Source organism: Nocardia sp. BMG111209 (assembly GCF_000381925.1).
GTDB lineage: Bacteria > Actinomycetota > Actinomycetes > Mycobacteriales > Mycobacteriaceae > Nocardia.
On sequence record NZ_KB907307.1, the window covers coordinates 1063170 to 1082838 of the forward strand.

19 protein-coding genes are annotated in these 19669 nt (G+C 71.9%); 8 read left to right on the forward strand and 11 right to left on the reverse strand.

What is annotated here, in order from left to right:
• Positions 1–22 precede the first annotated feature (22 nt).
• Entirely contained in the window at positions 23–610 is a 588-nt protein-coding gene (locus G361_RS0104790; protein ID WP_019925917.1) for a TetR/AcrR family transcriptional regulator, read from the forward strand.
• A 52-nt stretch (positions 611–662) separates the two neighbouring features.
• Here the strand turns inward: G361_RS0104790 and cobG are convergent, their stop codons facing one another.
• From cobG to G361_RS49120, 3 genes are all read right to left on the reverse strand, one after another.
• Entirely contained in the window at positions 663–1850 is a 1188-nt protein-coding gene (cobG, locus tag G361_RS0104795) for a precorrin-3B synthase (protein ID WP_019925918.1), read from the reverse strand.
• Between the two features lie 52 nt (positions 1851–1902).
• Positions 1903–2232, reverse strand: a complete 330-nt coding sequence (locus tag G361_RS42335; RefSeq protein WP_019925919.1) for a hypothetical protein — start codon at positions 2230–2232, stop codon at positions 1903–1905.
• A gap of 62 nt (positions 2233–2294) precedes the next feature.
• The gene (locus tag G361_RS49120; protein ID WP_155981306.1) at positions 2295–2516 is read right to left on the reverse strand and encodes a hypothetical protein; all 222 of its coding nucleotides are present in this window, start codon (positions 2514–2516) and stop codon (positions 2295–2297) included.
• Positions 2517–2818: 302 nt separating this feature from the next.
• Here G361_RS49120 and cobN point away from each other — a divergent pair, with 302 nt between their 5' ends.
• Positions 2819–6505 (forward strand): cobaltochelatase subunit CobN, encoded by a 3687-nt coding sequence (gene cobN, locus G361_RS0104810; RefSeq protein ID WP_019925921.1) that lies wholly within the window; start codon positions 2819–2821, stop codon positions 6503–6505.
• Positions 6506–6547: 42 nt separating this feature from the next.
• Here the strand turns inward: cobN and G361_RS0104815 are convergent, their stop codons facing one another.
• Both G361_RS0104815 and map read right to left on the reverse strand, forming a co-directional pair.
• Positions 6548–6940: a PPOX class F420-dependent oxidoreductase gene (locus G361_RS0104815; protein WP_019925922.1), complete on the reverse strand. Its 393-nt coding sequence runs from the start codon at positions 6938–6940 to the stop codon at positions 6548–6550.
• A 38-nt stretch (positions 6941–6978) separates the two neighbouring features.
• Positions 6979–7746, reverse strand: coding sequence for a type I methionyl aminopeptidase (gene map / locus G361_RS0104820; protein WP_019925923.1), 768 nt, complete (start codon positions 7744–7746; stop codon positions 6979–6981).
• A 77-nt stretch (positions 7747–7823) separates the two neighbouring features.
• On the opposite strand from map, the gene G361_RS0104825 reads away from it, so the two are divergent.
• Positions 7824–8087 carry a helix-turn-helix transcriptional regulator gene (locus tag G361_RS0104825; protein ID WP_026342699.1) on the forward strand — a complete coding sequence of 88 codons (264 nt, stop codon included), beginning with the start codon at positions 7824–7826 and terminating at the stop codon, positions 8085–8087.
• A gap of 8 nt (positions 8088–8095) precedes the next feature.
• Here G361_RS0104825 and G361_RS0104830 read toward each other — a convergent pair whose 3' ends face one another.
• The gene (locus tag G361_RS0104830) at positions 8096–9055 is read right to left on the reverse strand and encodes a S1C family serine protease (protein WP_019925925.1); all 960 of its coding nucleotides are present in this window, start codon (positions 9053–9055) and stop codon (positions 8096–8098) included.
• A 96-nt stretch (positions 9056–9151) separates the two neighbouring features.
• Positions 9152–9757: a TetR/AcrR family transcriptional regulator gene (locus tag G361_RS50175; protein ID WP_196814418.1), complete on the reverse strand. Its 606-nt coding sequence runs from the start codon at positions 9755–9757 to the stop codon at positions 9152–9154.
• 115 nt (positions 9758–9872) lie between these two features.
• On the opposite strand from G361_RS50175, the gene G361_RS0104840 reads away from it, so the two are divergent.
• Positions 9873–10346: a nitroreductase/quinone reductase family protein gene (locus tag G361_RS0104840; RefSeq protein WP_019925927.1), complete on the forward strand. Its 474-nt coding sequence runs from the start codon at positions 9873–9875 to the stop codon at positions 10344–10346.
• Between the two features lie 61 nt (positions 10347–10407).
• Here G361_RS0104840 and G361_RS0104845 read toward each other — a convergent pair whose 3' ends face one another.
• The 3 genes from G361_RS0104845 to G361_RS0104855 are packed head-to-tail and all read right to left on the reverse strand — an operon-like array spanning position 10408 to position 13813.
• A complete protein-coding gene (locus G361_RS0104845) occupies positions 10408–10884 on the reverse strand; it encodes a hypothetical protein (protein ID WP_019925928.1) in 477 nt (158 codons plus the stop codon).
• A 14-nt stretch (positions 10885–10898) separates the two neighbouring features.
• Positions 10899–12284 carry a metallopeptidase TldD-related protein gene (locus tag G361_RS0104850; RefSeq protein WP_026342702.1) on the reverse strand — a complete coding sequence of 462 codons (1386 nt, stop codon included), beginning with the start codon at positions 12282–12284 and terminating at the stop codon, positions 10899–10901.
• A gap of 2 nt (positions 12285–12286) precedes the next feature.
• A complete protein-coding gene (locus G361_RS0104855; protein ID WP_026342703.1) occupies positions 12287–13813 on the reverse strand; it encodes a TldD/PmbA family protein in 1527 nt (508 codons plus the stop codon).
• 196 nt (positions 13814–14009) lie between these two features.
• Here G361_RS0104855 and G361_RS42340 point away from each other — a divergent pair, with 196 nt between their 5' ends.
• Complete coding sequence (locus G361_RS42340) at positions 14010–14672, forward strand: TetR/AcrR family transcriptional regulator (RefSeq protein ID WP_155981307.1); 663 nt, start codon at positions 14010–14012, stop codon at positions 14670–14672.
• 10 nt (positions 14673–14682) lie between these two features.
• Here the strand turns inward: G361_RS42340 and G361_RS0104865 are convergent, their stop codons facing one another.
• Complete coding sequence (locus G361_RS0104865; RefSeq protein ID WP_026342704.1) at positions 14683–15450, reverse strand: TSUP family transporter; 768 nt, start codon at positions 15448–15450, stop codon at positions 14683–14685.
• A 162-nt stretch (positions 15451–15612) separates the two neighbouring features.
• On the opposite strand from G361_RS0104865, the gene G361_RS0104870 reads away from it, so the two are divergent.
• From G361_RS0104870 to lnt, 3 genes are all read left to right on the forward strand, one after another.
• Complete coding sequence (locus tag G361_RS0104870; RefSeq protein WP_019925933.1) at positions 15613–16095, forward strand: FxsA family protein; 483 nt, start codon at positions 15613–15615, stop codon at positions 16093–16095.
• Between the two features lie 50 nt (positions 16096–16145).
• Complete coding sequence (locus G361_RS0104875; protein WP_019925934.1) at positions 16146–17741, forward strand: amidohydrolase; 1596 nt, start codon at positions 16146–16148, stop codon at positions 17739–17741.
• Positions 17742–18023: 282 nt separating this feature from the next.
• A complete protein-coding gene (gene lnt / locus G361_RS0104880) occupies positions 18024–19586 on the forward strand; it encodes an apolipoprotein N-acyltransferase (protein ID WP_052172734.1) in 1563 nt (520 codons plus the stop codon).
• The last annotated feature ends 83 nt before the right edge of the window (positions 19587–19669 follow it).

A 19669-nucleotide genomic window follows, 5' to 3' on the forward strand; every position in this document is an offset into this window, starting at 1 on the left:
CCCTGGGCGATACCATCGAGCGATGCCGACCGGAGTGGCGATTCGAGATGTGCGCCGACAGCTGTTCGACGCCGCCGAGCGCGTGTTGCTCCGCGAGGGTCCCAGCGGGCTGACCAGCCGGGCCGTCACGGCGGAGGCGGGCTTCGCGAAGGGTGTGCTGCACCGGCACTTCGAGGATTTCGACGCGTTCCTCGCCGATTTCGTGCTCGACCGGGCCGAGCGGATGGACGCTCAGGCCGCCGTGCTGCGCGACGCCGCGGGCACCGGCACGGTCGTCGGCAATCTGACCGACGCGCTGACCGCCCTGTTCGAATCGGTCGCGGTCGCGGTCGTCGCGCTCGTCACCTTCCGCGACGAACTGCGCGGCCGGTTGCGGCAGAGCTGGCCCGCGGGCGTGCCGATCCTGACCGAGGGCGCGATCATGATCGCCGACTACCTCACGGCCGAGGTCGAACTCGGCCGGGTGGCCCCCACCGCCGAGGTCGACGCCCTGGCTCCCATGCTGATCGGCACCGGTCACCTGTTGTTCGCCGACCGCACCGGACAGCGCCCCGACCCGGCCGCGGTCCGGCGCGCGGTGACGAATGTGGTGGCCGGCGTTCTGCGCTGAGAAGCGTTGTGGGGCAGGGTGTGCGGCCGTGGCCGGGTGCGTGTGGTCCGAGTCAGTCGCCGGTGGGCGGGGTGATCCGGTAGCCGTCGGGTTCGGCGACCACATCGGTGACGGGAACGCGGGGGCGGCCGCAGCGTCGCTCGCAGCCCGACCAGTGCTGACGGCCGGATACGTCCGGGTCGGCGGCGGTGCGGGCGTGCTCGGGTGAGGGGGGTGGGCCGTCGTGGACGCGGCCCTCGGCGACCGCGGCGGCGGCGTCGGCCCGGACGTCGGTGCGGGACTTGGCGCAGCCGGGCTGCCCGGCGCAGGCGGTGACCAGCAGCCAGGGGGAGGCGGCGTCGAAGATCAGGCCCATCGGGGCCAGCACCCGGACGACCTGTTCGGCTACCCATTCGTCCAGATCGCCGAGGACGAGGCTGCGCCACGGCGTCACCACCAGCGGGCGGTCGACGGCCGCGAGGAATTCGGCGGTGCGCGCGGGCAGGCTGCCCAGCGGGACGCCCGCACCGAGGGCCACCCGATCGTCGTCCTGGGTCAGCCAGCCGATCGGAATGTCGTGGCGGGCACCGAATTCCAGCGGTTCGCTGGCCGGGGTGCGGCCGAGGTGCGCGAGTATCCGGGCAGCGCCGTCGGGGACCTCGTGCAGCCGCCAGCGGTCACCGCGCACCCGCTGGAAGCCGTGCGCGGCGTCGAGCATCGTCGCCACCGCCGAATCCGCGGACATCCGGACCCCGGTGTCGCGGCCGGCGAGCACCAGCGCGTACTCGTCGTCACCGGTGGCGTGCACGCCGATGTCGCCGCCGAGCCCGCTGACGTCGCCGCGGCCGTCGTCGAGGGTGAACAGCACGCGGCCGGGCAGGCCGGACAGTTCCGGCGCGGCCTGCAGGCCCGCATCCAGTGCGGGGATCAGCGGATGCACGTCGGCCCAGCCGCCGACCCGGCCGGACAGCGGGGAGGCGACGATGTTGCGCACCCGCTCGTGGGTGGGACTGGGCAGCAGATCGGCGGCGGCCAGCCGCTCGGCGAGCGCGGCGGCGTCGTGGACCTGCCGCAGTTGCACATTGCCGCGCGAGGTCAGTTCGACGGCCTCGTTGCCGAGGTCGCGGGCCGCTTCGGCGAGCACCTGCAACTGATCCGGCCGCAGCCGGCCCCCCGGCAACCGGATACGGGCCAGCGGGCCGTCGGCCGCGTCGTGCAGCCGCAGCACACCGGGGCAGGAGTCGGGCCGGGAGCGGGTCATGATCCCCCAGCCTACGAGGCGCGAACCGGGCGTGCCGCGACGGTGCGCGGCCTCAGATACCCGGCCAGGTGCGCGGCGCCACCGCGCGGGCCTCGGCGCGGCGGCGGGCGCGGGCGGCGGCGGCCTGATCCCATTCGTCGTCGAGCAGATTCGGGCCGTCGTGATGGTGGGCGTGATCGCGGTGCACCGTCATGGTCAGCAACATGATGTCGGCGACGACGATCGCGGCGCAGATGCCGCCCGCGACCATCGCCCAGCGGGTGTGCCCGCTGGCGGCGGCGGTCAGCGCCATCGCCAGGGTGGCGAAGCCGGCCAGAACGGCCAGGTAACTCGTCCAGGCGACCAGTCGGTTGCGGCGAGCCCAGGTCGGCGTTGCGCGCATGGGAGCGTCCTTCCGTGTCGTCGGTCCACGGGGGTCGTCGGAGCGGATCCGGGATCGGATCGTCAGTTGCGGTTGCGCAGCCGCGGAACTCGGACGTAGCTGTCGGACAGCAGCTTGGGAGTGGTGTGGCGCTCCGCGTGATCGCGGCGGACCGTGGATTCGAAGACCAGCAGACCGCCGATGGCCACCACCACGCACAGGACCGCGGCCACCACCGCCAGCGTGCTTCGATCACCGGCAGCCGCCGCCAGCGCCATTGCTAGCAAAGCAACAGCAACCATCATGCTTGTTATCCCTGACCAGGCAGCGAATCGATTCCGCCTGGCCCACCCTGGTGAGTTCGGCATACTTTGAGCGTACGCCTGCGTGCCGGTTCCGGGGAGATGAAACGAACTGGTCGTTCTGTGTCGTGGCCGCCGGTGGGCCCACCCGGCGCACGGGTGGCGCGACGGGTGCGCGGTAGCATCCGTGGGCTTGCCGGAACGAGGAAACCGGTGTGATTCCGGGCGGTCGCGCCACTGTGACAGTCAGACCCTCCAGGCGAGCACGACCACCGATGGGCGCGTGACCCGAGGAAAGGCTCACCGTGATCTTGTTGCTGTCCACCTCCGACACCGATCTGCTGTCCGCACGGGCCAGTGGCGCCGACTACCGGCTGGGCAACCCGGCCCGGTTGCTACCCGACGATCTGCCCGCCCTGCTCGACGGCGTCGACCTGGTGATCGTCCGGTTGCTCGGCGGCCGCCGGGCCTGGGAGGAGGGCCTGGACGCGCTGCGCGCCCGCGGTATCGCGCTGGTGGCGCTCGGCGGCGAGATGGCGCCCGATGCCGAGCTGATGGAATTGTCGACCGTGCCCGGCGGCGTGGCCGCCGACGCGCACAACTACCTCGCCGCCGGTGGGCCCGGCAATCTGCGGCAGTTGCACCACTTCCTGTCGGATACGGTGCTGCTGACCGGCCACGGTTTCGAACCGCCGGTGCAGTTGCCGTCCTGGGGCGTGCTGGAGCGGACCGCCCGGGAGGTCGAGGGGCCGGTCGTCGCGGTGCTCTACTACCGCGCGCAGCACCTGGCCGGCAACACCACCTATATCGAGGCGCTCTGCGCGGCGATCGAGACCGCCGGTGGCCGCCCGCTGCCGCTGTACTGCGCATCGCTGCGCACCGCCGAACCGGACCTGATCGACACCCTGCGCGGCGCGGACGCGCTGGTGGTGACCGTGCTCGCGGCCGGTGGCAGCATCCCCGCCGCCTCCTCCGCCGGTGGTGACGACGCGGCCTGGGACATCGGCGCGCTCGCCGATCTGGACGTGCCGATCCTGCAGGGCCTGTGTCTCACCGGCAGTCGTGCGCAGTGGGCCGGCAACGACGACGGGATGTCGCCGCTGGACGTCGCGACCCAGGTCGCGGTCCCGGAATTCGACGGCCGCCTGATCACGGTGCCGTTCTCGTTCAAGGAATTCGACGCCGACGGGTTGTCGAGCTACGTGCCCGATCCCGAGCGCGCCGCGCGCGTCGCCGGAATCGCGGTGCGGCATGCCCGGTTGCGCCGCATCCCGCCCGCGCGGCGCCGGATCGCGCTGATGCTGTCGGCCTATCCGACCAAGCACGCCCGGATCGGCAACGCGGTCGGCCTGGACACCCCGGCCAGCGCGATCCGGCTGCTGGCGGCGATGCGGACGGCCGGCTACGACATCGGCGCGCCCGGCGAGGTGCCCGGTCTCGACGAGCGCGACGGCGACGCGCTGATCCACGCGATCATCGCCGCGGGTGGGCAGGATCCGGACTGGCTCACCGCGGAACAGTTGGCGGGCAACCCGATTCGCATCTCCGCGGCGCGCTACGCGAGCTGGTTCGGCACGCTGCCGGAGCAGTTGCGCGCGGCGGTCGTCGCGGCCTGGGGACCGCCGCCGGGTGAACTGTACGTCGATCGGTCCGCCGATCCCGCGGGCGAAATCGTCATCGCCGCACTGCGTTTCGGCAATCTGGTGCTGATGGTGCAGCCGCCGCGCGGATTCGGCGAGAATCCGGTCGCGATCTACCACGATCCGGATCTGCCGCCGAGCCACCACTATCTGGCGGCGTACCGGTGGATCGCCATGGCGGACAACGACGGTGGCTTCGGGGCGGATGCCGTCGTGCATCTGGGCAAGCACGGCAATCTGGAGTGGTTGCCGGGCAAGACCGTCGGCATGTCCGCGGCCTGCGGCACCGACGCGGCCCTCGGCGATCTGCCGCTGATCTACCCGTTCCTGGTCAACGATCCGGGCGAGGGCACCCAGGCCAAGCGCCGCGCGCACGCCACCCTGGTGGATCACCTGATCCCGCCGATGGCGCGGGCCGAGACCTACGGCGATATCGCCCGGCTGGAACAGCTGCTGGACGAGCACGCCAACATCTCGGCGCTCGATCCGGCCAAACTGCCGGCGATCCGGCAGCAGATCTGGACCCTGATGCGCGCCGCGAAGATGGACCACGACCTCGGATTGTCCGATCGTCCGGACGAGGACGCCTTCGACGATATGTTGCTGCACGTCGACGGCTGGCTGTGCGAGATCAAGGATGTGCAGATCCGCGACGGCCTGCACATCCTGGGGCAGGCGCCGATGGGGGAGACGGAGCTGGATCTGGTGCTGGCGATGTTGCGCGCGCGCCAGCTGTGGGGCGGTGAGGTCGCGGTGCCCGGCCTGCGGGAGGCGCTGGGCCTCGACGAGTCCGGTGGCGAATCGCGGGAGCGGGTCGACGCGGTGGAGGCGCGGGCGCGCACGCTGGTGGCCGCGCTGCAGGCCGCGGACTGGTCCGCGGACGCGGTCGACGAGGTGCTGGGCCGGTACGTGGTCGTGAGTGATCTTGTGCCGGTGGGTGATTCGGCATCGGCCGGCGACGGCCCGTCGGCCGGCGTGTCGGCGCCGATCCTGGTGCCCGCGAGCCGGATCGACACCCTGCGGGCCGTCCTGCGTTTCGCCGCAACCGAAGTCGTGCCGCGGCTGCGGCAGACCGGGGTGGAGATCGAGCGGATCCTGCACGCCTTGAACGGCGGATTCGTGCCGGCCGGCCCGAGCGGATCGCCGCTGCGCGGCCTGATCAACGTGCTGCCCACCGGCCGCAATTTCTACTCCGTCGACCCGAAGGCGGTGCCGTCGCGGCTGGCCTGGGAAACCGGTCAGGCCATGGCGGATTCGCTGCTCGAGCGCTACCACGCCGACCACGGCGAATATCCGCGCTCGGTGGGCCTGTCGGTCTGGGGCACCTCTGCGATGCGGACCTCCGGCGACGATATCGCGGAAGTGCTTGCGCTGCTGGGTGTCCGGCCGGTGTGGGACGAGGCCAGCCGGCGCGTGACCACGCTGGCGGCGATCCCGCTCGCGGAGCTGGGCCGGCCGCGCATCGACGTCACGGTCCGCATCTCCGGATTCTTCCGGGACGCGTTCCCGCACGTGCTGGCCCTGCTGGACGACGCGGTGCGGCTGGTGGCGGGGCTGGCGGAGCCCGACGAGTCGAATTACGTACGGGCACATACCCGATCGGATCTCGCCGGGCACGGGGACGAGCGTCGGGCCACCACCCGCATCTTCGGTTCCAAGCCGGGCACCTACGGCGCGGGCCTGCTGCAACTGATCGACTCACGCAGCTGGCGCACCGACGACGATCTCGCGCAGGTGTACACCGCCTGGGGCGGTTACGCGTACGGCCGCGACCTGGACGGCGCGCCGGCGGCCGACGACATGCGGACCGCCTATCGCCGAATCGCGGTGGCCGCCAAGAACACCGATACCCGCGAGCACGACATCGCCGACTCCGACGACTACTTCCAGTACCACGGCGGCATGGTCGCCGCGGTGCGCGCGCTCACCGGCCGCAACCCGGAGGCCTACATCGGGGACAGCACGCGGCCGGATTCGGTACGCACGCGCACCCTTTCGGAGGAGACCACCCGGGTGTTCCGGGCCCGGGTGGTGAATCCGCGCTGGCTGGAGGCGATGCGCCGGCACGGGTACAAGGGCGCGTTCGAGATGGCGGCGACCGTCGACTACCTCTTCGGTTACGACGCCACCACCAACGTGGTCGCGGACTGGATGTACGAGAAGCTTTCCGAGAGTTACGTTTTCGACGAGACCAACCGCAAGTTCATGGCACAGTCGAATCCGTGGGCACTGCACGGCATCACCGAACGGCTGCTGGAGGCCGCCGAACGCGGGCTGTGGGAGCATCCGCAGGCGCAGACCCTGGAGCAGTTGCGGCAGATCTACCTGGAGACCGAGGGCGAGTTGGAATAGCCCGCCGGATCCGGCCGCCGGGTGCGGCGGCCGGACGGTCCGTCAGGCGGCCGGGCTCGCGGTGACCTCCAGGCCGACCGAGCCGCGGCGGCCGCGGCGCAGCACGCTGCCGGTCACGATCACCCAGCCCGGCAGCGAGTAGCGCTTCTTGATCAGGGTGCGGACGCGATCACTGCCCGCGTCGTCGAGGATGCGGGCGGTGGCCCGGACCACCTCGTCGCCCTGCGGGGTGCCGGAGGCGCTGCAGGCCTGCACCGTGACCTCCGCATTGCGCCGGATCCGCTTCACCTTCCAGCTGTCGGCGACCGTCCAGAAATACAATTTGCCGTCGTCGAGCGCGGCCCAGAGCGCCGAGCCGACCGGGGTGCCGTCCTTGCGGAAGGTGGTCAGCAGAACGTATTTCGCAGTACCGGCGACGCCGAAGGGATTGTCCACCCCGGCAGCCTAACCCGGCGCCGGGCCGCGGGGCCGATTCAGGCGGCGAGGGTGAGGATGCGCGGGCCGTCCTCGGTGATCGCGACGGTGTGCTCGCTGTGCGCGGTGCGGGAGCCGTCGGCGGAGCGGATCGTCCAGCCGTCGGGATCGGTGACGATGCGGTCGGTGGTGCGGGCGAACCAGGGTTCGATGGCGATGGTGAGGCCCGGGCGCAACGGGAAACCGCGGCCGGGGCGGCCGGCGTTGGGGATGTGCGGATCCTCGTGCATGGTCCGGCCCAGGCCGTGCCCGCCGAACTGGGTGTTCACCGGATAGCCGTGGGCGTGGGCGACGGCGGCGATGGCGGCGGAGAGATCACCGATGCGGGCGCCGGGCCGCGCGGCCGCGACCGCCGCCGCGAGCGCCTCCTCGGTGGCCCGGACCAGGCGCAGATCCTCCGCGTCGGCGGTGCCGACGATCACCGTGCTGGCGGCGTCGGCCACCCAGCCGTCGATCGAGACCGCCAGGTCCATCGTCAGGACGTCGCCGTCGCACAGGGGATAGTCGAACGGTAGGCCGTGCAGGACCGCGTCGTTCACCGAGAGGCAGACGGTGTTGCGGAACGGGCCGCTGCCGAAGGAGGGGGCGTAGTCCCAGTAGCAGGAGGTCGCGCCCCGGTCCGCGATGCGCCGGCGCACATGCTGTTCCAGTTCCAGCAGGTTCACTCCCACCCGGGCGCGCTCGCGCAGATCGGCCAGGACATCGGCGACGAACTGCCCGGTCACCCGCATCCGCTCGATCTCCGCGGGCGTCTTCAACTCCACCACTGCACACCTCCACCTTCGGTATTTAAATACCACCATAGTGATTGCGGTATTCAAATACCACTCGTATGCTGGCGGCCATGGTGCGAGTCCCGCTCACCCCCGCGCAGGTCGAGGCCGGTCGCCGGTTGGGTGCGCAGCTGCGCGCACTGCGCGCCGACCGTGACCTCGCGGCCGTCGCGACCGCCGCGGGCATCTCCCCGGAGACGCTGCGCAAGATCGAGACCGGCCGCCTGCCCAGTCCCGCCTTCGGTACCGTCGTCGGTTTGAGCCGGGCGCTGGGGGTGCCGTTACAGGACCTGGCCGACGTCTGGCAGGCGGGCACCCTCGCCGAATCCGCTTGAGGCCGCGGTCAGTCCGCGCTCAGCTCGATCGGCACCGCGATCACGTCGACCATCGCGCCGTTGCGCAGGACGGTCACCGGCAGCGGCCGGCCGATCGCGCCGGCGAACAGATGCCGCTGAATCCCTTGCGCGTCATGGATTTCCGAGCGATCCACGCTGAGTACCAGATCGCCGCGCCGTAATCCGGCCCGGTCGGCCGGGCCGCCCGCGACCACCTCCATCACGCGCAGCGCGGCCCGCTGCCCGGTGCGCTCGGCCACCGCGTCGGGCAGCGGCGCGGGCACGCCGACCAGCCCCAGATAGGCCCGCCGGACCCGTCCCTCGGACAGCAGGGTGCTGACGATGCGGCGGGTGGTGGAGTTGATCGGAATGGCCAGGCCCAGGCCGATTCCCGCGACCGCGGTGTTCACGCCGACCACCCGGCCCGCCGAATCGGCCAGTGCGCCACCGGAATTGCCCGGATTCAGCGCCGCGTCCGTCTGGATCACATCCTCGATGACCCGCGCGGTCCGCCGGCTGCCGACCGGTACCGAGCGGCCCAGCGCGCTGACCACCCCGGCGGTGACCGACCCGGCCAGTCCGAGCGGGCTGCCGACCGCGACCACCAACTGTCCCACCACCAGCGCGTCGGCATCCCCGAGCGTCACCGCGGCCGGCGCGCCGCCCCGGGCCCGCAGCACCGCCAGATCCGACAACGGATCCGTGCCGATCGTGTCGAACGGCGATTCGGTGCCGTCGGCAAACACCGCCGTCCCGGTCCGTGCCGAGCCCACCACGTGCGCGTTGGTGAGCAGGAAGCCGTCGCCGGTGAAGACGACCGCCGACCCGCCGCCGCGGGAGGTCTGCACGCTCGCGACGTGGGGCGTGACGGCGCGCGCGACCGAGATCACGGTCCGCGAGTACGCGTCCAACGCCGTCTCGTCGCGCGAATCGGCCTGTCTGCCCGGGTATTCGATCCGCTCGGTCACCTGACCACCACCTGGATTACCTGATTACAGTGTTGCTCCCAGGATGCGCCCGGAACGCCGGTGCGGCAGTCTCGTTCGCCGACAGCGCAGCGGGCCTCACGGGAAGGCCGGTAACAGGGTCGCGGCGAGGACGGCGGGCGAGGGCAGGTCGGCCCGGGTGCTGGGCGGGCTGAGCTGACGTTGCAGCGCGCGCTGATGGGCGGCGCCGACCAGCAGCAGGGCGAAGGGGCGCAGGTCGGCGTCCGGCGGGGCGTGCCGGGACAGCCGCGCGATCACCACCTCGATCGCGCGGTGCGGGCCGAGGTCCAGGTCCTGGCTGCGCTGCTGATAGATCGCGCGCAGGTCGGCGTCGGCCCCGATGGCGGCGATGACGGGCAGGGCGGCGTGGAAGAACTCCTCGAAGGCCTCGAGCAGGGTGCGCACATCCTCGCGCAGGTCGGGGTCGCCGGGCCGGTCGCTGTCGGCGACGATGTCCTTCAGCGGTTGCAGATGATGCCGGATCACCGCCTGCAGCAACCCCATTCGATCGCCGAAGTGGTAGAAGATGCTGGATTCGGCGACGCCCGCCCGCGCGGCGACCTCCTTCGTCGACAGCCGCGCGACCCCCGATCGGGTGAGCACCTCCTGCGCACCCGCGATGACCGCCTCGCGCACCCCCGTGCGCGGACGCCCGCGGGCGCGCTTGCCCGGATCCGCCGTCACCACACCTCCCACCTGCTCCGATATCCGTCGTGAACTCCGATTGTTGCACCGCGCCGGATCCCGACGTATTTTCTGAGTATCAACTCAGTAATTCGGTGATCCGGAGGTGCTCGTCATGTCCAGCCCCGCTCCCGCCCGCCCCGCGCGGGCATCCCGCACCCAGCGCACGGTCGATACCGTGATGCGGGCCGTGCTGCGCTCGCCGCTGCACCGGCCGATCAGTGGAAAGTTGTTGGTGGTCACCGTGATCGGCCGCAAGACCGGCCGCCGGATCCCCGTCCCGGTGGCCTATGCCGAACACGACGGCGCGCTGCTCGTCGGCACCTCCGCCGCCTGGCGGCGCAACCTCCGGCCCGGCGCGCCGGTGGAGGTCACGCTGCGCGGCCGTACCGTCGCGGCCGACTGGGACATCGTGTCCGAGGAGGAGCAGGCCGCCGACCTGTACAAGGTGATCCTCGTAAAGAACGCCACCCACGGCCGCTTCGTCCAGATCGCCCTGGAACCGGACGGTGAGGTCAACCGGGCCGACCTCCGCCGCGCCCTCGACCGGGGTGTGGTGGTGCTGCGGCTGCGTCCTCGCGCGAACTGATCGTCACGCTGGGCGGCGATCATCGCATCCAGCGCGTCGGCCCGGGTTACGTTGCGGGACATCAGGTCTCGGCGTACGTCACCCGGACCGCGTTGTTCGTGACGATCAGGTCCCAGATGTCGTCCGGATCCTCGCCCTGGGCATGGATGGTGCCGTCGATGACGTGATCGAAGGTGAAGCGGCCGAATCCGTTCCGGCCCTGTGCGTGTGCGCCGGGGCGGAGGAAGTGGTCGATGAGGTACCGCATCCAGACGTCGGCGTCGTGGAACTTTTCGATGCCGTCCCATGCGAGGGCGGATCCGTCCCGGGCCGGGATCCAGCCGCACCAGAGGCTGGGCTGGCCGGCGGGCGGGCGATCCTGGTCGAGGACATCGGAGTCGTCGCCGCGGCCGTGGATATTGCTGCCGCCGACGAAGTAGGGGCCTCTGGTGCGGTCGGTCCGCCGGGTACCGGCGAACTTTCGCAGGTATGTGCGTTCGTGCCGGTTGAGGGGCGGCGTGACGGACACCGAGCCCTCGAACCGGGTCGAGTAGCCCATGGTTCTCCCGCGGGTCAGGTGGCCTGGCTGACCGAGGACATGTGGAAGTCGGGGATGCGCAGTGCGGGCATGGCGGTGCGGGTGAACCAGTCCTTCCATTCGCGGGGGAGGGTGGTTTCGGTGGCGCCGGCCTCGGTGACCCGGCGCAGCAGGTCCAGCGGGCTGTCGTTGAAGCGGAAGTTGTTGACCGCGGCCGTGACCTCGCCGTCCTCGACCAGGTAGACACCGTCGCGGGTGAGGCCGGTCAGCAGCAGGGTGGCGGGGTCGACCTCGCGGATGTACCAGAGGCAGGTGAGCAGCAGGCCGCGTTCGGTGCGCGCGATCATCTCCGCCAGGCCGGTGTCGGCGCCGCCGGTGAGCAGCAGGTTCGGGACGGGAACCGTGACGGGCGCGTCGAATTCGGCGGCGATGGCGCGCGGATAGACGAGATTCTCCACGCTGCCGTCGCGGATCCAGTCCACCCGGCGGGCGGGCAGGCCGTTGTCGAAGACGGACAGGGCCTCCGAGGAGGACGAGGTGGCCACGAACGGCTGGTATTCCAGGCCCAGTGCCCGGGGATCGGAGTACAGGGTGAGCGGGAGGTCGGTGAGGCGTTCGCCGATGCGGGTGCCCCCGGCGCGGGAGAAGGCGGTGTGGCCCTCGTGGGCGCCGCGACCCTCCATGGTCCAGTACAGGTAGATCATGAGGTCGGCGACCGCCGACGGGGGCAGCAGGGTTTCGTAGCGGCCGGCGGGCAGTTCGACGCGGCGGCCGAACCAGTCGAGGCGGCGGCCCAGATCGCTGAGCAGGTCGGCCACGTCGACATCGGTGAAGTCGGTGGTGCTCACCCCGGTCCACGCGCTGGCCGGATCCCGGTCGCCGCGCTTGCCGTTGATCTCGATCGAGCCGGTGGGCTGGGTCCAGCGGCGCCGGATGCCGGTGGAGGTGCCCAGCCACACGGTGTGCAACTGGTGGTGGGCGAAGCCGTACAGGCGGTCGGCGCGGTCGAAGCCGGCGGCGAGATCGCCGGTGATACCGGCGAACACCCCGACATCGGTGACCGGGACGGCGGCGGCCCAGTCCGGATCACCGTGGGCGGCGGCGTCTTCGCCGTCGATCAGGGGCATCGCGTCGCGGGCCGGGGCGGCGGTGCGCGCCGCCTCCTCGGCGGCCCGGACCACCGGCGCGATATCGGCCTCGTCGACACTGGTGGAGGTGACGCTGCCGACGCGCGCGGTGCCGTCGCCCTCGCGCACGATGGACACCACCGCCCAGCTGCGCGACACCGAGGAGCCGTTGGTGGTCATCGAATTGCCGGCCCAGCGCAGCGACGCCTCCGCGGCGTCGGTGACGATCACGATGGTCTCGTCGGCCCCCGCGGCCGCCAGGGCCCGCTCGACGACCTCGCCGCCGTGTACCACGCTCACTGCGCCGCCTCCGACTTCGTGTTGAGGATGTTGACCCCGCGCACCAGCACCGACGGACAGCCGTGACTGACCGCCGCGACCTGCCCGGGCTGGGCCTTACCGCAGTTGAACGCGCCGCCGAGCACCCAGGTGGACGGGCCGCCGACGGCTTCCATCGCACCCCAGAAATCGGTGGTGGTGGCCTGGTAGGCGACGTCGCGGAGCTGACCGGCCAACTGCCCGTTGCGGATCCGGAAGAACCGCTGCCCGGTGAACTGGAAGTTGTACCGCTGCATATCGATCGACCAGGACTTGTCGCCGACGATGTAGATGCCGTCCTCGACCCGTGAGATGAGATCCGCGGTGCTGGTGTCGCGTTCGGGATCGGCCTGCAGCGATACGTTGGCCATGCGCTGGATGGGTACGTGGTGGGCCGAATCGGCGTAGGAGCAGCCGTTGGAGCGCTCCAGGCCCAGCCGCGGCGCGAAGACCCGGTCCAGCTGGTAGCCGACCAGGACGCCGTCGCGCACCAGATCCCAGCGCTGCCCGGCCACGCCCTCGTCGTCGTAACCGACCGTCGCCAGGCCGTATTCCTGGGTGCGGTCGCCGGTGACGTGCATGACGGGCGTGCCGTAGCGGAGGGTGCCGAGCTGGTCGGGGGTGGCGAAGGAGGTACCGGCGTAGGCGGCCTCGTAGCCGATGGCGCGGTCGTATTCGGTGGCGTGGCCGACGGATTCGTGGATGGTGAGCCAGAGGTTGGTCGGGTCGATCACCAGATCGGCAGGACCGGCGGTGACCGTGGGGGCCTTCACCTTCTCGGCCAGCCACTCCGGGATGCGGGCCAGTTCGGTGTTCCAGTCCCACACCCCGTCGGCGCCGGTGACGTACTCCCAGCCGCGGCCCGCCGGCGCGGCCAGCGTGCGCATCGTCTCGAACGCACCCGCGGACGGGTCGACGGTGATCGCCTCGAGCACCGGATGCAGCCGGACGCGCTGCTGGGTGATGCGCGAGCCCGCGGTGTCGGCGTAGAAGGTCTGCTCCTTGACCTGCAGCACCGAGGCGGTGACGTGGTCGACCCCGTCGGCGGCGGTGAGGCGCTCCGAATAGTCCTGCAGCAGCGCGACCTTCTCCGGGGTGGGCACGTCGAAGGGGTCGACCAGATACGGCGACACCCATTCGGCGCCCGCGTAGACCGGCTCCGGCGCCAGCGCGACCTGTTCGCGATTGAGCGCGCGCAGGGTGGTGGCGACGGTGACCGCGGTGCGGGCGACCTCGGCGGCGGTGGCCGGGTTCAGGTCGGCGTGGGAGGCGAAACCCCACGTGCCGTCGACGATGACGCGGACGGCGAAACCGACGTCGGTGGAATTGTCGACGGCCTCGACCCGGCCGTCGCGCAGCCGGATGGACTGACTCACCAGCCGATGCACGCGCAGATCGGCATGCTGGGCGCCGGCGGCGCGTGCGGCGCTGAGCGCGGCGTCGGCACAGGCGGCCAGCGGCAGCGCGCGGAACTGCTCGTCCACGACCCTGGATGCGTTGCTCACGGCGACTACGCTAATTGCTCGCCGGCTGCCACGACAACACCGCGGTGGTTCCCGCACCCGGTTCATCCGCGACACGCCGTGCGACTCTGCATCGACTGCAAAGACGCACGAAATGCGCTGTGGCACCGCCGGAAATACGCGCGACGACACGCTGCCTACCGCGTGGTTCGAGGTGAATGCCGTACTGTGTCGCCGCGTGCCGCCATCCGCTCTCCGAGACCGTAAGCGGGAACGTACCCGCCGCTCCCTCCTCGAGGCCGCCGTCGAGCTGTTCGAGACTCGCGGCTACGAGGCCACGACCGTCGCCGACATCGCCGCGGCCGCCGAGGTGGGAACCCGCACCTTCTTCAACTACTTCGAGAGCAAAGAGGAACTACTCTTCCCCGAGCCGGACGAACGGGTCGAATCCGCGGTGCGCGCCATCGCCACCCGCCGGCCCGAGGAGCGTCCGGTGGAGGTGCTGCTGCGCGCGCTGCGGGCGGCCGGCGACAATCCGGGCGAACATCTCGGCGACGATCTGGCCGCCCGGATCGCGGTGTTGCGCGCACAGGTGTCGCGCACGGTGCCCGCGGTCAGCGGCCGCGCCGCGCACGCGCAGCTGGCCGCGCAGCAGGAGATCGCCCGGCAACTGCGCGCGGCGTTCCCCGACGAACTCGACGAGGTCAGTGCCGCGGCCCTGGTCGGCGCGGTCGTCGGGGCCGTATCCGGCGCGCTGACCGTGCTGTTCGCCGGTCGGCAGGGCATCGACGACGGTGAGCGCCTGCACCTGAGGATCCGCGAGACCACCTCGCGGGTGCTGGCGCCCTGGCTGTCCGCGCACGGCCGGCCGCAGCTGCTGATGGCCGAAGCGGCCTGCTGACGCACGGATTTCAGAGGAACTGCTGCCAGCCCAGCCGCAGCACCATGCCGGTCACCACGACCAGCAGCACCACCCGCACGAATTCGGCGCCGCGCGCCAGCGCCATCCGGGAGCCGACCACCGCCCCGGCGATGTTGGCCACCCCCATGGCCAGGCCGAGACCCCACAGCACGTGGCCGGTCGCGGCCAGGTACAGCAGCGCACCGAGGTTGGATCCGCAGTTGATCACCTTCGCCATCGCCGCGGCCCGCACGAACTCCGTGCCCAGCAGCGTGGCGAACGTGATGATGAGGAAGGTGCCGGTTCCCGGGCCGAGCAGCCCGTCGTAACAGCCGATGAGCCCGGCGGCCAGGCCGACGACCAGGATCACCCGGCGTCGCGTCGGCGGCTCACCGTCGGCGACGCGGCCGATCGACGGCCGCGCGGTGACGAAGATCGCGACCGCGATCAGCACCGCCATCACGATCGGGATGAAGTAGCGCCGGTCGATCAGGCCGACCGCCGCCGAACCGAGCGCCGCGGCCACCGCGGCCAGCACCGCCGCCGGGATCAGCAGCGGCAGCCGCAGCGGGACTCGGCGGGCGAAGGTGAGGGTCGCGGCGGTGGTGCCGGACAGCGCCGCGACCTTGTTCGTCCCCAACGCGGTCTGCGGTGCGAGGCTCGGCGCGACCAGCAGCAGCGTCGGCAGGATGATCAGCCCGCCCCCGCCGACCACCGCGTCGACCCAGCCCGCGGCGGCGGCCGCCGCCAGCAGCGCGGCCCAGTCTGCGACACTCACCGAGCGAGACAACCAGACATGGGATGACTCGGGCAAATCGGCCGCCGACCGGGTGATCGAGGACACTCGTCCCGATCCGGCGGATTCCGGCGCGAATCCGGATCCCGGGAGAAAAACGGGCCGCTCGCGCGTTGAACGGAGTGGATCGTCGAAAGGATCGTCATGCCCGCCGTGTTGTTCGCCCTCTACCTGGTCGCGGAGATCGCCGCGCTCGTCGTCGTCGGCCACTTTCTCGGTGTGGTCCCGACCATTCTGTTGCTGATCGCCGGGTCCGCGCTCGGCATGATCCTGGTCCGGTCGCAGGGCCGCCGGGTCCTGGACGGATTCCGCCGGGCCCGCCGCGGGGAGATCACGCCCGGCACCGCCGTCGCCGACGGCGCGCTGATGGCGCTCGGCGCGGTGCTGATGTTCGTGCCCGGCCTGCTCACCTCGGTGGCCGGACTGTTGCTGCTGCTCCCGACCCGGGTGCTGTTCCGGCCGCTGGTCTCGGCCTTCGCGACTCGCCGCATCGACCGGCTGGTGATGACCACCGGCTACCGCGGCACCGTGGTCGAGCCGAGCGGTGAGGTCGTCGACGGCGTGGTCGTGCGGGAGTACTACGACGACGGCCAGGGCGGCGCGCGCCCCATGCTCGGCGACCACTGACTCGAGGTCCCCGGCGGCCGGGCCGGGCCGGTGGGGCAGGATGGACGTCCGTGAGTACCCAGTTGCTGGTCGGCGGCCGCATCCACAGTTCCAGCTCCCCGGACGCGACGACCATGGCGGTCACCGACGGGATCGTGGTCTGGCTCGGGGCCGAGCGGCCGGGCCGGGCGCTGTACCCCGACGCCGAGATCCTCGATGTCGAGGGCGCGTTCGTGGCGCCGGCCTTCGTCGATCCCCATGTGCACGTCACCGCGCTGGGCCTGCAGCTGACCGGACTGGATCTGTCGCGGGCCACCTCGCTGGCCCACTGCCTCGAGCTGGTCCGCGACCACGCGGCGGCGCGTCCGGGCACGATCCTCGGCGACGGCTGGGACGAGACCCGCTGGCCGGAACGCCGCCCCCCGACGGTGGCCGAGATCGACGCGGCCGCGGGGCCGGGCCGGGCCGTGTATCTCGCGCGGGTGGACGCGCATTCCGCCGTCACCTCCTCGGCCCTGCTGGATTCGGTGCCCGCGGTGACGGCGGCGGCCGGATTCGCCCCCGGGGAACCGGTGCGCGCGGCGGCCCATCACCTGGTCCGCGCCGCGGCGCTCGGCAGCCTGGACCGCGCCGACCGCGACCGTGCCCGCAGCGTCGCCCTGGATCACGCGGCCGCGCACGGCGTCGTGGCCGTGCACGAATGCGCGGGCCCGGAGATCAGCGGTCGCGCCGACGTGACCGAACTGCTCGGTTTCGACCACGGTGTCGAGGTGCGGGCCTACTGGGGTGAGGCGGTCCGCAGCGCCGACCGGGCCCGGGAACTGGTGCGGGAGCTGGGTGTGCACGGGCTGGCGGGTGATCTGTTCGTGGACGGCTCGCTCGGTTCGCACACCGCCTGGCTGCGCGCGCCCTACACCGACTGCGACACCCACGGCACCCGTTATCTCGACGCCGACGCGGTCGCCGCCCATGTGCGCGCCTGCACCGAGGCCGGGGTCCAGGCCGGATTCCACGCGATCGGCGATGCGGCGATGGACGCGGTGGTGGACGGCTTCGAGCGGGTCGTCGCCGAGCTGGGCGCGCCCGCGGTGGCCGGTCGCGGTCACCGGGTGGAGCACGCCGAACTGCTGGACGCCGAGCAGATCGCGAAACTCGCCGCGTGCGGGGTGATCGCCAGCGTGCAACCCGGATTCGACGCCGCCTGGGGCGGTCCCGGCGGGATGTACGCCGACCGCCTCGGCGCCGGGCGCGCCGCCGCGCTGAATCCGTTCGCGGCGCTCGCCGCCGCGGGTGTCGCGCTGACGATCGGCTCGGACGCGCCGGTGACCCCGCTGGATCCGTGGACGGCGATCCGTGCCGCGGTCCTGCACCGCACTCCGGGACACCAGCTGTCCCCGCGTGCGGCCTTCGCCGCCGCCACCCGCGGCGCGTGGCGGGCCGGTGGGGTCCGCGACGGCATCGCCGGCACCCTGGTCCCGGGCGCTCCCGCCTCGTACGCGCTGTGGGAGGCCGGTGATCTGGTGGTCGCCGCCGCCTCCGATTCCGTTCAGCGCTGGTCCACCGATCCACGCTCCCGCGTCCCCGGCCTGCCGCGCCTGGACGCGGACACCCCCCTGCCGCGCTGCCTGCGCACCGTCCACCGCGGCGTGACGATCTTCGAAGCCTGAACCCGGCGGACCGGGCGATCGGCGCGTCCCCGCCGCACGACAGCCGCGCCGGACGTCGCGGGCATCGGCCCGGAGTCCCGAGGTGAAGCGCCGGTGAAATGTGGCGGACGCAGGTTCGGGCATTACCGGCGGCCTCGGTAGCATCGAGCCGATGGTCAGCCGGATGTGGTGCCGGTCGCCGGGACTCGTACCGGGTGCGGGCGGGCGCGGGATGTACGAGGGAGTGTCGTGACGCAGCAGCGGGCCACCGCGGATCCGGCCGAGGTCCAGGGGGACTCGGGGCTGCCGGCCCGGGTGCGGCGGCATCCGGTGTGGTGGCGGCTCGCGGCGGCGGTCGTCGCGGGGCTGCTGATCTATGTGAGCTTCCCGCCCCGGACGTGCTGGTATCTGGCGCCGGTGGGGGTGGCGCTGCTGACCGTGGCGGTCCGCGGGCCCGGCCGGTTGCGCGGGGGGTTCGGATACGGTTTCGTCGCGGGGCTGGCGTTCTTCCTGCCGCTGCTGCCGTGGACGGGTATCTATGTGGGGCCGGTGCCGTGGCTGGCGTTGTCGGCGGCGTGCGCGGTGTACCTCGGGGTGTTCGGGCTGCTGGTGCGGTTGATCGGCGCGATACCGGGCTGGCCGCTGTGGGCGGCGATGATGTGGACGCTGGCCGAATGGTTGCGGTCGGTATTCCCGTTCGGCGGATTCCCTTGGGGGCGTTTGGCTTTCGGCCAGGGCGACGGCTGGTATCTGCCGCTGGCGCAACTGGCCGGGGCGCCGGGGGTGAGTTTCGCGGTGGCGCTGACCGGTACGGCGCTGGCCGCGCTGGCGTTGCGGATCGCGGACGCGTTCGCGGCGGATCGGCGAAAGCCCCGGTGGCGCCTCGGGATCGGTGTCGCCGCGGCGGTCGTGGTTGTCGTTCCGGTCGCCGGAGTGATCCTCGCGACCACGCTGCCCGCCCCGGACGCCGGTGACCGGACGATCACGGTCGCCGCGATCCAGGGCAGCGTGCCGCGGCTGGGGCTGGATTTCAACGCACAGCGCCGGGCCGTCCTCGACAATCACGTGCGCCGCACCGAGGAACTGACCGACGAGGTGGCCGCCGGGCGCGCGCCCGCACCGGATGTCGTGATCTGGCCGGAGAATTCGTCCGATATCGACCCGTTGCGCAATGCCGACGCGTACGCGGAGATCACCGAGGCGTCCCAGCGGATCCACGCGCCGATCCTGGTCGGCGCGGTCCTGGTGAACTCCGACGACACCACCAGCAACTCGGTGATCGTGTGGGACGGCGCCGGCGGGCCCGGCGAGCGGCACGACAAGAAGATCATCCAGCCGTTCGGCGAGTATCTGCCGCTGCGCGGCTTCTTCCGGCACTTCTCGCAGTACGCCGACCGGGCCGGGTATTTCGTGCCGGGCCACGGTGACGGGGTGGTGCACGTCCGCCCGGCCGGTGGTGGCGCGCCGGTCGCGATCGGGGTGGCGACCTGCTACGAGGTGGCCTTCGACCGGGCCTTCGAGCAGGCCGTGCACGCAGGTGCGCAGGTGCTGACCGTGCCGACCAACAACGCCACCTTCGGTGACAGTGATATGACCTATCAGCAGCTGGCGATGTCGCGGATCCGCGCCGTGGAACACGGTCGCGCGGTGGTCGTATCGGCCACCACGGGGGTGAGCGCGATCATCACCGCCGACGGCGTGGTGCGGCAGCAGACCCCGAAGCTGGTTCCCGCGGCGCTGGAAGCGCGGATCCCCCTGCGCGGTACGACCACCCTCGCCACCCGGGCCGGTTCGTGGCCGGAATGGGCGGTCTCGGCGTTCGCCGTGATCATCGCCGGTGCCACAGTTATTCGACGGCGAACATAACCCCAGGTCGCAGGGCGTCGCCGAATTGTGACGATCCCTCTTCGCGCGACGCGACGCGCCGTGACGACCGGCCCCGCTGATGA